A 13,573-nucleotide genomic window follows, 5' to 3' on the forward strand; every position below is an offset into this window, starting at 1 on the left:
ACTAGATCCAGGCGCACGTCGCGGACGCGACGCGTAGGCAGCCCGCAGCGGTGCGGGCGAGACCGCCCCTGAACCATACAGGACCGAACCGCCGCTGTGCGATGAAATCGCGCCAACCGGCCGTACGTCGCACGAGCAGGCGGCGTCGACACAGGCTGTGCGCGACCGCGTGGCGAGGTTGAGGGAGGGCTGTTCGGCTTCGGGGAACTGTCGCTCGCCCCGGCGGCCTTCGTGGGTGACGAGGTGTTGAGACAGCCGCGGCCGCGGTTCTGGCGATCATCTCGAGCGCACTGCGTACCGTGTTCGGATCCGACCACTAGCGACAGCGCGGCGACCTTGGGGTCCTAACAGGACTGTTTGACGGATCGTCAGCGCTTGCCCGCGACCAGGATGACGAGGAACTGGCCACCGCCCGGTTCGACGTTCGCGGTCACGGGTAGCCCGGGCGCCAACCGGGAGAAGCGGTCCACCAGCCACTCCGCGGTCTCGTGCGCGTCCTGCTTGGTCGGGCAGCGGCCGACCATCTCGCGACCGCCCTTGCGCTCCAGCCGCCCGGCGACGGTGATCAGCGGCGCGGGCTCGACCACGTGCAGCCGGTCCGGCCAGGGGATGACGACCTTGACCGCGCCCTTGCGGGTGTTGCACCCCCGGTGCGCCAGCCGCTCCGCGAGCTTGGCCTTCCGGTCGGCGGTACGGCTGTCGACACTGGGCCCGCGCGGGTCGTTCACCGACATCTCGGCGTCGACCGGCTCGTCGCACACCCAGCACCGCCAGCCGTCGCGTTCGGCCACGTCATCGAGGAGACTCACCCGAGCAAACTAGCCTGCCCCGCCGCCGCCCCGCCCACCAGCACCCGCGCCACCGATCTGCGCTGGATCTGCGGTCCGTCTGCGCCCCGCCCATACGGTCTGGGCAAGTCGGTTCGGATGCGGAGGAGTGGATCGTGGCCGCGACACGTGGGAGTTCGCTTGAGGTCGGGCGCGGCGGGAACACGCCCCTGGTGGACGTGGTCGCCGCGTTCACCGCCGTGCCTGCGCGGGGGAAGTCGTGCGTGGCCGACCGGCCGGTGGTCGACTCGGATCCGATCGGTCACTACCAGGGCATGGGCGTGTACCGGGACCGCTGGGTGATCCTGACGCACAGCACGCTGATCTGGGACGCGGGCTGGTTCACCGTGTGGGACCGCGAGACCGGCGAGGTCGCGGTCCACCCGATCCCGACCCCGGGCGGCATGCGGCACCCGGGTGGCCTGCAGGTCATCGGGGACTACCTGGTGCTCGGGGTCGAACCGACGGCCGAGGTGTCGTTGCCGTCGCTGGTGCGGTTCTACGACCTGCGCGACATCGAGCGCAGCGGACCGACGCCGTTGCCCGAGCCGCAGGTGACGGTGCCGGGCCGGAGCGCGGCCGCCGTCGGGATCGCTCAGCTGGGCGACCAGCACGTGCTCGCCGTCTACGGCAGCGACCCGTGCGGGAAGACCTACTTCTACCGGTCCAACGGGCGCCCCCTCGGTGACCCGGCCTTGACGTTCGACACCGAGTTCCCCATCGTCGAGTTCCGCGCCGACGTCGACGGGACGAAGACCGGGTACGACAACATCGCCTTGCTGACCAGCATCGCGGGCGAGCTTTACATGATCGGCCTACGGGGCGTCATGCACTGCGTCGACATGGAAGACCATGCCGACCTCTGGCACATCCACGTCGACCCCCGCGCCCCCGAGGCCGAGTTCGTCGCCACACGCGAGTTCACCACCGAGGGCTGGGGACCACTGAGCCCACACTTCCGATTCGGCGCAGGCGCCGCCCCTGTCGGGGAGACCGAGCTCGAACTCTTCTGCAGCTCCCGAAGCGCCCTAGCCGGTTTGGGCATGTGCCTCTTCACCGACGGCCCGGCCTGGTCCTCCGAACGGCCGTGACGTGCCCCTTGAGCCATCGCCTGTCATAGGCGACGCGGTCGAGCGCCACGAGAGTGGTAACGGCCAGGGTGCTGTGCCGGACATCGTCCTCTATCGCCCCGCTGACGGATCGTTGCGGGTGATCCTCAAGAACGCCGGTGGCGGTTTCAGCGGATATGGCGGTAATCCGATCCGGACCGGGCTCGGGGCTCCCACGTGGGCTGGGGTGGCGGACCTCGACGGTGACGGGCAGCGCGACGACATTGCTTGGTGGAGCGGGACCACCTTGTCTACGTTGGTAGCCCCGAACTTCACCACCAGTTCCTCCACACCAGGCCTCCAGCCAGGAACCTGGCACGATGTCTTGGACTACAACGGTGACGGCCGCGATGACGTCGTTCTCTTCCGTCCGGCGGATGGATCGTTGCGGGTGATCCTCAAAGACCCCGGTGGCGGCTTCAACGGATACAGCGGCAACCCCATCAGGACCGGCCTCACCACACCGATCTGGGCGGGCACAAGTTCCTACAACGGTTGACACCATGCCCGCCCGGCTTGTGGTGCCATCGACGACCTGGTCGTAATCTCCTCGCGGGTTACGCCCAGCTGTCCGTACGATGCGGCGCCGTGATGTCACCGCGCGCTGTCCCGCCCGACTCCGTGATCGCCGCGTTCGGCGTTGGGCACGAACCGGTTCTGTTGGAGGGCGGTCAAGGGGGGACTTGGCGCGCGGGGCAGGTGATCCTCAAACCGGTCGAGTTCTTGGCCGAGACGTTGTGGCGGGCCGAGGTGTTCGACGGACTGGCTGAGTCGTCCGCGTTTCGAGTTGCTCGTCCACTGAGGACGGCGGCCGGTGCTTGGGTGTGCGAGGGCTGGGAGGCGAGTCGGTTCGTCGAAGGGGAGCCGGATGTCAGCCGCACGGATGACCAGTTGCGTGCTGGGATCGCCTTTCACGCCGCCGTCGCTGATCTGCCCTGTCCGGCCTTCCTTGAGCAGCGCGACGACGCCTGGTCGCATGGAGATCGTGTTGCCTGGCAAGACGTAGCCCACCGGGCATCAGCTCCCGCCACGCGACTGCTTCGGCCGCTGTTCGACGCGAGACGGCCGGTGTCCCTGATATCCCAATTGGTTCACGGCGACCTCCCCGGCAACGTCCTGTTCGCCGAGGGCCTGCCACCGGCCATCATTGACTGGCCCCCGTACTGGCGCCCCACCGCGTGGGCCTCGGCGGTCGCGGTTGCTGATGCCCTGTGTTGGTACGACGCGGAACCCGACCTGATCACCCGCTGGCAACACCTGCCCGAGTGGCCGCAGATGCTCATCCGCGCGTTGATCTACCGGATCGTCACCCACGACCGGGCGTTCGGAGCAATAGGGTGGACACCCGATCACGTCGGCGCCTACGAACCCGTGATCGCACTGGTTCTCAGCAGCAGGTGAAACGGTGCCCGGGCAAGTGCCCGGGCACCATTGCCACTAGGACGGATTGAGCTTGATGGCGAAATCGTTGAAGATCGACCACACGTCGACCCAACCGAGGCCGCCGGTGCAGACCTTGTTGGCGTCGCAGCCGGAGCCGACGCTGATGATGCCGTTGAGCTGGCGGGAGTTGGGGTCGTTGATGTAGATCACCGGACCACCGCTGTCGCCGCCGCGGCCGACGACGCCGCCGCTGTGCGGGACGCCCCAGCTGCCGCGCACGGTCGTGCCGTTGGCCGACCAGCTCGCGGTGCCCGCTTGGGTCGTCCTGATGTTGCAGATGACCTTGGAGTTGTAGCCGAGCTGGCAGGTGAAGTCACCGACCGCTACGTTGCGCACGCCGTTGAGGTAACGGGTGTAGCCCGTCGCGTCCACGCCGTCCCAGGTGTAGCGGTTGGTCCGCGCCTCGATGAACGCCGAGTCGATCGCGGGCCGGGTGTACTTGACCTGGCCGATGAAGTTGCCGCCCGCGGTGTAGACGTTGGCCCCGACGCCGTAGCAGTGGGCCGCGGTGACCAGCCACTGGCGGCCGTCCCACGTGCTGATGGCCGGGATGCCGCTGGTGCAGTAGGACTGCCCACCGGAGGCGGGGCCGAGCGCGGCGCCTGCGTAGAACGGGGCAGTGTCGTTCCAGCGGGTCAGGAGCTTGGTCGTCGGTGCCTTGCTGATGCGGATCTCCGGCGCCGCCGTCGCGCTCCGCTGCCGCGCGACGGTTGCCGAGGCGAAGTGCGCCCGCGCGGCCTCCGGCTTGTCCACCGCGAGTTCCACGGTGCCGCCGTCGACCGAGCTGCCCGCCAAGACCACCGTGAACGGCAGGTCCGACCGGCTGCTGACGGCCAAGAGCTCCTCGCGGACCTGCAGCCAGGTCTTCTTCCCCTGCACGATGGTGATCAGCCGGGTGTCGACCTTCGGTTCCAGCTTGGCCACCGCGGCGATGAAGTCCCGACCCTGCCGCACGTCGGTCAGGTAGACGTTGATCTTCCGGTAGTCGGCGGCCATCTCCACCTGCGTGTAGATGTCCGCTCGAGCCCCCTGCCCCACCCTGGCCACCGCGTCGGCGGCCACCCGCAACGGCTCCAGCACCTTCCCCTGCCGCTCCGGCGACATGGCGGCCACCACGTCAGCCGAAAGCGCCTGAGGTGCTGCCTGCGCCGAAACCCCCGCTATCGGCAATACGGCAAGAGCCCCGGCGATCGCAAGGGCTCTTCGTAACGCTATTTTCATCAGTACCCCTAGTTTCGTAGCTCACTGAACATGAGAAAGTCCCGACGCACCTGACCGGCCTGTACCACGGACCCAGCACATTTCGCTTGTCGACGGACACGAACGCTACGAACACCTGCACAACCCCGACCACTTCGCGCCGGGCATCCTCCGTTACCCCGAAGAGAACCATGGGAGCACAGACCCAGTGTTACCCGATACCCCTGTTCTTGCTGTCAACCTCAGTCGTTAATCTCGCGGAAGCCTGGTAGTGATTCCCCGTCGCCTTTACACCAATGAAGACGAGCATGCAATTGCCCCCGACTGGCCAACAGTGGAGGGGGAGTGTTTCAGCATCGGCACGCTACCGACGATCGTCCGCTTGCCCTGACCTTCTGCACCTCGGCCTTGTCCGTCTATGGCAGGGTTGTCGCCATGACAGCTGGGTTGACGCCGGGTTACGGGGTTCCACTTGAGACGGACCGCTTGCTGCTCAGGCCGTGGCGGGTGGCCGACGCCGTCATCCAGCGTGAACTGTGGACCGAACGCGACCCGCGAGTGCCACCACACCGTCACATCGATGCCGATGGGCGTCCTACGGTCGCGGAGCTGGAGGACGCAATCCGGGCCAACGGACCATCGACGAGGCGGTTGCTGGCGGTCGAGCTGAAGGCCGCAGGCGACGTCATCGGGTACTGCGGACTGGTCGGTGGGGGAGAGGAACCAGAATTGGCGTTCGAGCTACTCCGCCGGTTCTGGGGCAGGGGATACGCGACCGAGGCCGCATTGGCCGTTCTGGACTGGGCGAGAGCCTCCGGTTACACACGCCTGTTGGCCACGGTCTGGGAGTGGAACACCGCGTCTCGCCGAGTGCTGGCCAAGGTCGGTTTCACCGAGACCGGACGGGAGGAGTCGGACCCGGTCCACGGGATCACGCTGTTCACCGCGCGACAGCTCTGAAGCGGCCGGGTTTCCAACCGCGAAGCCGAGCAGGCGGGCACACCGACGGCCTGTGGCGACCGAGCACCCCGGCTCTGGATAGCCCCATCAGGTCCGAGGCCGACCGGGGTCACGGTCGCCACAGGCGCCCAACGCCGTCGAGGGCAGCGACTACCGGGACGAGGTGGCGCTGCGATTCCTGGACAGGGCCACGCCGAGGCCGATCATGCCGATGGCCAGACCGAGGTGCAGCCAGTTGTCGGCGGTGTTGACCGGCACGAAGTTGGCGGCGCTGTCGTGGTCGATGACGATCCCGTACAGCCAGAGCACGAGGTAGACGACTCCGCCGCCGATCAGGTACGACCGGGCACTGCTCGCGGTGCGGCCCAGCGCCAGGCCCGCGACGCCGAAGGCGAGGTGCACGAGGTTGTGCAGCACCGAGACGGCGAAGACCCCGAGCAGGGCCGCCTCGGAGTGGTGGCCCGCGAAGGTGAGCTGGTCGTAGTTGGTGGTGGCGCCGGGGATGAAACCCAGGATCCCGACGAGCAGGAACACCGCGCCGACGACGGTCGCGGCCAGCTGAACCGGTTGCTTGGTGGACGTGGTGCGCGAGGTGGTCATGTATCGCTCCTCGTATCGTGGTGGGCGCCCTGTGCGGCGCTGTTGCAGAGGCGCGGGAATGAGCACCGGGGGCCGGGGTACTCGAGCGATGTCGAAGTTCCTCCACTACCCGGCCCGGATACCACCGTGCGACGGGAGTAAACAGGCGACCGCTCCACGTGGCGGCCGGCTCCGCCTGCTTGGGGCACGTGGGCAGGTAGCCGTGGTGATGCGGGTACGCATCACCACCGGTTGGCGCGAGGCGGACAACACGCACTGACGACGTGAGTTAGCGCCCGCCTCTGAACAAGCGGCCGCCCGCGCGGTTCTGGGCCGTTCTGCGGATCTTGCTGGTGCCGCCCGATTCCGCCAACGCGGTGAGGACTGGCAGTGAGGTGGACTCACTGCCAGCAGGCCTTGCATCCAGGTGCTCGTCGCCGCCAAGTTGACGGTCGTGGGGATCTCGATGGTCAGGTAGGTCGACCCAGTCGCGGCACTGTTGCCCCACGCGTGTCACAACTTCCCGAGTTCATGAATAACTCGATCACCTGGGACCAGGGCAGCGAATTGGCGGACCACCGGAGCCCTGCACCACTAGTGGCGCGACCCAGAACGTCGACCATGTCTCGACCCGCCCACGACGTGCCTGGCGGCGTTGCCGAAACGCCCAAGTACATCCAGTACGAGGACGTTCCGGCGCCTTGCCGGCCACGCCGTGGACCCGCCGATACACGGCCAACGTTCTGAGTCGAGCCACTAGAACCCCGTCATTGCAGCCCTCTCTCGTCCGCCACCGCCGGTGCCGACCGGCAACCGCCACCCGGGAGCGGTTGCCGGTCGGGTCGTGCCACTAGCCGCAGTTGGTCCGCCAGACCGTCACGCTGTCGGAGTCGATGGCCCCACCCCAGTCGACGCACACGCCTGCGGCGTGGCGGTACACCGGACCCGCGTACGTGCCGTAGTCGCCCATGTCTTCGACCCAGGTGAGCTCGTCGGACCGCGAGACCTTCGCGGTCATCGGCAGCTTGGGGCCGGGGTTGTCGCGCACGGTCACGACGCAGTTGAGGCCGCTGCTCCTGCTGTAGGTGAGGAACACCGTGCCGCCGATCAGGTCGTATCGGTTGACCACGCCGTACCCGCTGCCGCAGGCGCCGTTGTAGGAGGCCGCGGTCGCGACCCCGGGTACCAAGACCGCCGTGCCCAGTGCCATCCCGACCGCCGCCAGGGCAGCGACCGCATTGCGAGCCACTCTCATCGTGTTCCCCTCGTCGTTGGGTGATCGCGCAGCGGGCCATCACGCGTTCAGTCGATGTCCGTGCTGCCCGACCCTGCGAAGATCACACGGTCCGTACGTTGTCCGACAGGGGTTTACACACCCTGACAACAGTCCTGACAGGGGAGCCATCGATGCTCGACGAGCACGGTGAATCGCGGCGGGAGGCTGCTCGTCGGTTCGCCGAGCACCTGCGGGAACTGCGGGCGGCGGCGGGGCAGCCCTCGTTGCGGCAGATGGCGGCCCGCTCGGGTCGTATCTCGCACACGACCTTGCACGACTGCCTCTCCGGCGCGCGGCTCCCGTCCTGGGAAGCGACCCGCGAGTTCGTCCGGGCCTGCGCCGGGACGAGCAGGAGTGGCGAGCGCGCTGGGTCGCCGCGTCGGCACCGGCCGGGCCGGGCGATGCCGCTGCGGAGGAAGCCGAACCCGAAGAAGCCGAACCCGCGCCCGGCGGCTCCACCACCGATGCCCGTGAGCGCGGCCCTCGGCGCCTGCTGATCCTGTTGGCCGCCGGTGCCGCGCTAGCGATCGCCATCCTGGTGCTGCTGATCCCGAGCAGCCAGGACACCGAGGCGGGAGCACCGGCGCCGAGCACCCCGCAGGTGCCGGGACCCCTGGTCGCCGATGATCGGGCCCGGTTCGTCGGCGACATCACCATCCCCGATGGCACGGTGGTCGCTCCCGGAGCCCACTTCACCAAGGTCTGGGAGATCGAGAACGCGGGCCTGGCGATCTGGCGTGGCCGCTACCTCGAACGCGAGGACCTCCCGGTGGCGCCGGACGCGTGTCAGACCCCTGACCGCATCGCCATCGGCGACACGTTGCCCAACGACCGGGTGAAGATCAGTGTCAACGTCACCGCGCCCGCGGCGGCCACGACCTGCATGGTCAAGTGGAAGATGGTGGACGTGGACGGGCGGCGCTTCTTCCCCTCGTCGCGCCCGGTGTACTTCCTCGTCCACGTGCACGGGTAGCGCCGCACGGCCAACCCGCGCGGGCGCTCGAACTAGCGCCCGTCTCTGAGTTGGCGGCTACCCGCGCGGTTCTGGGCTGCGTTCCGGATCTTCTTGGTGCTGCCCGATTCCGCCAGCGCGGCGAGGACTGGTAGTGAGGTGGACTCACTTGCCAGCAGGCTCTGCATCCAGTTGCTGGTCGTAGCCAAGTCCGCGGCCGCCGGGATCTCGCCCGACGCGATAGCCAGGTAGGTCGTCCAGTCGTGGATGCGGTGGCGGACGAACTCGCGTTCGGTTGGTGTGGCGAGATGCTCGAACTCCGGAGCCAAGGCGGCAGCCCAACGCTCGAATCCGGCTGAGTCAGAGAAAGTTGGCGCGACCGCGTCAATGAACGCAACAACGGCGGACTTTGCGACCACGTTCACCGGGTCCCGCAAGAAGACGCGTACGACGATCTCGTCGAGGTCGCCGCGCGGCCCCTCCGCGACCGCCGACACGACCTGCCGGTAGGCCGACGAACGCACGTGCTCGTCGGCCATGGCGGCGTCGATATCCACGTCGGTGACGTCCGCGGCCGCCAGCAGGGCGGCCAAGTCGGCTCGGGTCATCAGCGCCGACCCCGCTGGCAGGCCCGCTCGGCCTCGCGGCGCGCGCGTTCCTCGCGTTCGGCCCGCTCCTCCGCCTGGTTGCGGCGACCCAGTTTGCGCACCGCCTTGCGGACCTCCGCCTTGAACTGCTCGACCACCTGCCGTTGTTGGCCGGTCAGTTCGGGCTGGCCGTCGATCGGGTGGCCGTTCGGGCCGATGCGGACCTCTTGGCCCCGGCCGGTCACGTGCGCGTGCGCGGGCCGGTCGACGTCGTACTCGTGGACGACGATGCGGACGCCGTTCTTGATGACGTCCAGCAGCGCGAGGCCCACGGGGTCGAGCCAGGTCAGCGGGTTGGGCACGTAGCTGTGCGGGGCGTAGCCACCCGCGAGGCCGATCGGGTCCGGGCTGGCGTAGCGGCCGGTTTCCGGGTCGTAGTAACGGAAGTAGTTGTAGTGCAGGCCGGATTCCCGGTCGTGGTACTGCCCGGGGAACCGCAGCGGCGTCGACGCCGTGCCGCCCTCCACGACCGGCAGACCCCATGTCGTGCTCTGGCCGAACCAGGCCACCGCGCCCTGCTCGTCGACCAACTCCGTAGGCGTGCCAACGAGATCGGTGACGATCGCGTAGAACCGGTCGTCCACGATCTGGGTGTACGGCCGGTGACTCTTCGGGTCGTAGTCCCACGTGGTCGTGCGGCCCGCCGTGGTCTGCTCGGCCAGCGCGGTCCCGTCCCAGATGAAGTCGACCCGTTCGACGACCTGGCCGCTCGCGTGCCGCTCCTTCGCGATCCGCCGCCCCAGCGCGTCGTAGCGGTAACGCCAGACGCTGTTGTCCGGCGTGATCAACTCGACCAGTTGGTCGTCGGAGTTCCAGGTGTAGCGCCACACGTCGGACCCGTGCTCCTTGCGCGTCACCCGGCCCCCGCCGTCGTACTGGTACCGCGTGTCGCCCGCCGCGTGCAACATCGTCCCCGCGTACCGCCACGGACCGGCAGCGGCGCCCGGTGCGGTTGCGCCGGTCAGGTTGCCCGCCACGTCGTATTGGTAGCGCTCCGACCAGCGGCTGCTGTGCACCTGGTTGACCCGCCCGTACGGGTCGAGATCGAAGCGCCGCCGCCCGGTGGTGGAGTCGGCGATCTCGGTGATGTTGCCGTCGGCGCGGTAGTGGAAGGCGCGCTGCTTGCCCCCGACGGCCTGGCCCGCGAGCCTGCCCTCCGCGTCCCAGGTCTGGGTCAACCGCATCCCCGTCGCGGTCGACCGGCTGACCTCCCGGCCCGCGTCGTCGTAGGCGAACGCCAGCCGCCGCCCGCCGGAGGACAGCGCGGCGAGCGTGCCGACGGCGTCGTAGGTCCAGGTCGACTTGACGCCGCCGGGCGTGCGCCGGTGGACCCGCCTGCCGAGCGGGTCGTACGTCGAGGTCACCGTCTTGCCGTTGAGCGTCTCGGCGGTCACCTGCCCGACGATATCCCTGGTCAGCGTGACCGTCGCGGCGTGCCCGGTCGCGGTGAGGATGCGCCCGGCGGCGTCGTAGGTGAAGTGGGTGGTGTCCGCGGGTGACTCGACGGTGACGACGTTGCCCAGCGCGTCCCGGTGGTACGTGGTCGTCTCGCCGACGCTGGTGGTCTTGCGCGCGAGCCTGCCCGCAGCGTCCCGCTCGTAGGCGATCGCGCGACCGTTGAAGTCGATCTCCCGCACGAGGCCGCCCGCCGCGTCGTACTCGTAGCGCCACTCCAGGCCCTGCGCGTTGGTCACCTTCACCAGGTTGAGCTCGGTGTCGTACTCGAACTCCACCCGGCTGCCGTCCGCGTTGACCTGGGCGGTGGGCAGGTCGAAGTGGGTCGTGGTGAGCGAGAGCGCCGGGCCGTCGCCCACCGAGTACTCGACCAGGTTGCCCTCGGGGTCGTGCCGCCACCGCTCCACGGTCCCGTCCGGGCGGACCCGGGTCAGCGGCTTGCCCTCGACGGTCCACCTGGTGCGGGTCGTGCCGCCCAGCGGGTCGACCTCGGTGGTGATCCGGCCGAACTCGTCGCGGTCGGCGCGCGTCGTGCGGCCAAGCGGGTCGGTGACGGCGACGGTCAGGCCTCGCGCGTCGGTGTGGATGCGGTAGGTGTTGCCCAGCGCGTCGGTCTCGCTGACCCGGTGGCCTAGCGCGTTGTAGGTGGTTCGTGTGACGGCGCCCGTCGGATCTATGGACTCGACGATGTTGCCGTGCTCGTCCCGCCGGTAGCGCCACCGCGCACCCGTCGCCTCGACGACCTCTATAGGCAGACCATCGCTGTCCTCGACCGTGAACGTCTGGCTGCCATCCGGGCGGATGACCCGGGTCGGGTCGTCGCCGAGGCCGTACTCGTAGCGCGTGGTGTTGCCCAGTGGATCGGTTGTGGCGCTCGTGCGGCCGTGCTCGTCGTACTCGTACGCCGTCGTCGCGCCGAGCGGGTCGACCTGCCGGGTGAGCTGCCAGTCCCGATCGAAGTGGTAAGAGGTCACGGCGCCCCGCGAATCGCGATAGGTCGTCACGCGGCTCGCAGTGTCGTACTCGATCGAGCAGGCCAACGCGCCGCCGCTGCCGTCAGTGCTGACCACGCGACCGTCGGGGCCGTAGCGGTAGGCGTACCAGTGCCCGTTGCGGTCGGTCCACTTAGTCACCCGCCCGGCGGCGTCGTAGTCGAAGCGCAGCACGCGACCGGACGAGTTGGCCACCGTGGACAGTCGCGTCCCCGCGTAGCCGTAGCCGACGAGCGCGATGTCCTGGTTGCCGGGGCGGACTAGGCGCAGGCCGGTCACCAGGCCGTTAGCCGAGTCCACAGCTACCCGGTACCCGCCGTTGTGCGAGAGCGCCGTCGGTGTGCCCGCCTCGTCCCGCTGGACCTCGACCCGGTTGCCGTTGCGGTCGGCGATCCCGGACAGCAGCAGCCCTGGCCCGGTGAAGTGGCGCACGACGCCGTCGGACGGGTTGGTCACGGTGTACCCGCCCGCCGCCACGCGCAGCGCCCAGCGGGCGCCCCGGGCCGGGCGGACGGGGGAGCCGTCGGCGGGCGGGGTCGGGAAGGCCAGGGTGGTGCCGTCGTCGGCGACGTAGCAGACACCCAGGGGATCGGGCTCGACCCGCTGATCCAGGGTGGACGCCCAGGTGGGGCCGAACGAGCGGCCGAGCCGGTAGGTCGAGATGTGCGTCCTGGACAGCACCAGCGGCAGCACGCCCGGTAGCTCGAGGTCGGTCTGGGTCATCAGCATCTCGCCGGTGGCCAGGTCGACCGGGTCGCCGCCGGTGCACTTGCCGTCGTTGGGCCTGCTGTCCTTGGTCGGGTCGGTGTTGTCCCTGGCCTTGGGGTTGCCGCCCGGCTTGGACCCGGTGGGACTGGTCGTGCTTGACTGGGTGGTCGAACTGCCGGGCGTGCTGGTGTCAGGCGTCGAGGTCGTCGAGCTCGGTGTCGTTGTGCTCGATGGCGTGGTCGTGGAGTTCGGGGACGTGGCCGTGTTGGGGGTGGTCGAGCCGGACGGGGCCGTGGCGCCGTCGACCTTCGCCGGGGTGGTGTGCGGGCTGTGCGGGGCGGCGGGGCCGTCGCCGCGGCGGGCGAGCTTGGCCAGCTTCGCGATGATCTCGTCCAGCTTGTCGACAACCTTGCGGATCCGCGGCGCCACGTTGCTGATCGTCTTGATCAGCTTGCGCACGACCGTGGTGACCTTGCTGACGACCTTCGAGATCGCCGAGGTCGCCTGCGCGACGACCAGCGGCGTCGCCAGCCCGAGCGTGGCGGCGAGCTCCAAGGCCCAGACGATGAGCCTGCCGACCAGTTCGGCGACCAGATCGCGGATGAACTCGCGGACGAACGCCACGACCTGGCCCATGAGCATGACCCCGGCCGAGATGCCCTCGGCCAGCGCGGAGGCACCGGTGACCGCGTCCGCGGTCTCGGCGGCGTGGGCCCGGTAGGCCTCGGCGGCGGGGCCGGTCCATCCGGCGGTGCCCGCCGAGCACTCCGTGGCGAGGTCAGCGGCGACCGCGTTGACCTCGTTGGCCACGTTGAGCCAGGTGTCGGAGAAGGACTGGATCACCGGCGGGTTGCCCGCGAACCAGTCGAGCGCGTCTTTCAGTGGCTTGACGTGCTCGATCAGCCAGGACACGCCGTAGGCGGCCAGGGTGCCCAGCGGGTCGATCACCATCGATAAGACCTCGAGGCCGACCCCGGCGGCGGAGAGCCCGGCCTCCACCCAGTCACCGTTGCTGATCCCGTGGGCCAGCCCGTCCGCGGCTTCCGCGATACCGATGCCGGTGAACGCGGTGGTGGTGTCCTTCGGCTGGGCGATGAGCGGGTTGGTCACTTAGAGCGCTCCTTCGATCGAGCCGAAGGAAGCGGCCTCCGCGGTCTCGTTCGACTCGTAGCCCTCGACCGTGTCCCGCACCTGGCCCGCGGTGGTGTCGACGGTGTCGGTGGCCTGCTGGAGCGCGCGGACTCCCATCTCCTCGAACGGCTGCAGCAGCATCGCGAACGGCTGGCAGACGACCCCGTAGGCGCTGTCGTCCATGGTCACGGTGTTCGCCGCGTCGACCGCGCCGCGCAGCCGGGCCGCGAGTGCGGCCACCTTGCTCGCGTGCGAGGTCAGCTCCGCGGTCACGACGTCGTAGCCGGACATCTC

At 69.2% G+C, this 13,573-nt stretch carries 13 protein-coding genes; 6 read left to right on the plus strand and 7 right to left on the minus strand.

Annotation, left to right across the window (positions count from 1 at the left end; translation table 11 throughout):
• Window positions 1-368 precede the first annotated feature (368 nt).
• A complete protein-coding gene (locus LV75_RS13355; protein WP_253887195.1) occupies window positions 369-809 on the minus strand; it encodes a hypothetical protein in 441 nt (146 codons plus the stop codon).
• A gap of 134 nt (window positions 810-943) precedes the next feature.
• On the opposite strand from LV75_RS13355, the gene LV75_RS13360 reads away from it, so the two are divergent.
• From LV75_RS13360 to LV75_RS13370, 3 genes are all read left to right on the plus strand, one after another.
• A complete protein-coding gene (locus tag LV75_RS13360) occupies window positions 944-1,918 on the plus strand; it encodes a hypothetical protein (RefSeq protein ID WP_253887196.1) in 975 nt (324 codons plus the stop codon).
• Window positions 1,919-1,991: 73 nt separating this feature from the next.
• A complete protein-coding gene (locus LV75_RS13365; protein WP_253887197.1) occupies window positions 1,992-2,435 on the plus strand; it encodes an FG-GAP repeat domain-containing protein in 444 nt (147 codons plus the stop codon).
• Between the two features lie 92 nt (window positions 2,436-2,527).
• Window positions 2,528-3,337, plus strand: coding sequence for a TIGR02569 family protein (locus tag LV75_RS13370; RefSeq protein WP_253887295.1), 810 nt, complete (start codon window positions 2,528-2,530; stop codon window positions 3,335-3,337).
• 36 nt (window positions 3,338-3,373) lie between these two features.
• Here LV75_RS13370 and LV75_RS13375 read toward each other — a convergent pair whose 3' ends face one another.
• Complete coding sequence (locus LV75_RS13375) at window positions 3,374-4,483, minus strand: chymotrypsin family serine protease (protein ID WP_253887198.1); 1,110 nt, start codon at window positions 4,481-4,483, stop codon at window positions 3,374-3,376.
• Window positions 4,484-5,014: 531 nt separating this feature from the next.
• Between LV75_RS13375 and LV75_RS13380 the strand changes: the two genes are divergently transcribed.
• Window positions 5,015-5,539, plus strand: a complete 525-nt coding sequence (locus tag LV75_RS13380; protein WP_253887199.1) for a GNAT family N-acetyltransferase — start codon at window positions 5,015-5,017, stop codon at window positions 5,537-5,539.
• 150 nt (window positions 5,540-5,689) lie between these two features.
• Here LV75_RS13380 and LV75_RS13385 read toward each other — a convergent pair whose 3' ends face one another.
• On the minus strand, window positions 5,690-6,139 hold the full coding sequence (locus tag LV75_RS13385) for a DUF4383 domain-containing protein (RefSeq protein ID WP_253887200.1): 450 nt from the start codon (window positions 6,137-6,139) through the stop codon (window positions 5,690-5,692).
• A gap of 829 nt (window positions 6,140-6,968) precedes the next feature.
• On the minus strand, window positions 6,969-7,373 hold the full coding sequence (locus LV75_RS13390) for a spore-associated protein A (protein ID WP_253887201.1): 405 nt from the start codon (window positions 7,371-7,373) through the stop codon (window positions 6,969-6,971).
• Between the two features lie 152 nt (window positions 7,374-7,525).
• Between LV75_RS13390 and LV75_RS13395 the strand changes: the two genes are divergently transcribed.
• Entirely contained in the window at window positions 7,526-7,891 is a 366-nt protein-coding gene (locus LV75_RS13395; protein ID WP_253887202.1) for a helix-turn-helix domain-containing protein, read from the plus strand.
• Between the two features lie 5 nt (window positions 7,892-7,896).
• Window positions 7,897-8,367: an NBR1-Ig-like domain-containing protein gene (locus tag LV75_RS13400; RefSeq protein WP_253887203.1), complete on the plus strand. Its 471-nt coding sequence runs from the start codon at window positions 7,897-7,899 to the stop codon at window positions 8,365-8,367.
• Window positions 8,368-8,399: 32 nt separating this feature from the next.
• Here LV75_RS13400 and LV75_RS13405 read toward each other — a convergent pair whose 3' ends face one another.
• From LV75_RS13405 to LV75_RS13415, 3 genes are read right to left on the minus strand one after another with little or no spacing between them, the layout of a single operon-like run.
• Window positions 8,400-8,954, minus strand: coding sequence for a hypothetical protein (locus tag LV75_RS13405; protein ID WP_253887204.1), 555 nt, complete (start codon window positions 8,952-8,954; stop codon window positions 8,400-8,402).
• Window positions 8,954-13,258, minus strand: a complete 4,305-nt coding sequence (locus tag LV75_RS13410; protein WP_253887205.1) for an RHS repeat-associated core domain-containing protein — start codon at window positions 13,256-13,258, stop codon at window positions 8,954-8,956. The genes LV75_RS13405 and LV75_RS13410 overlap by 1 nt, the downstream gene beginning before the upstream one ends.
• On the minus strand, window positions 13,259-13,570 hold the full coding sequence (locus LV75_RS13415) for a type VII secretion target (RefSeq protein ID WP_253887206.1): 312 nt from the start codon (window positions 13,568-13,570) through the stop codon (window positions 13,259-13,261).
• Window positions 13,571-13,573 lie beyond the last annotated feature (3 nt).

This window comes from Actinokineospora diospyrosa, assembly GCF_024171925.1.
GTDB lineage: Bacteria > Actinomycetota > Actinomycetes > Mycobacteriales > Pseudonocardiaceae > Actinokineospora > Actinokineospora diospyrosa.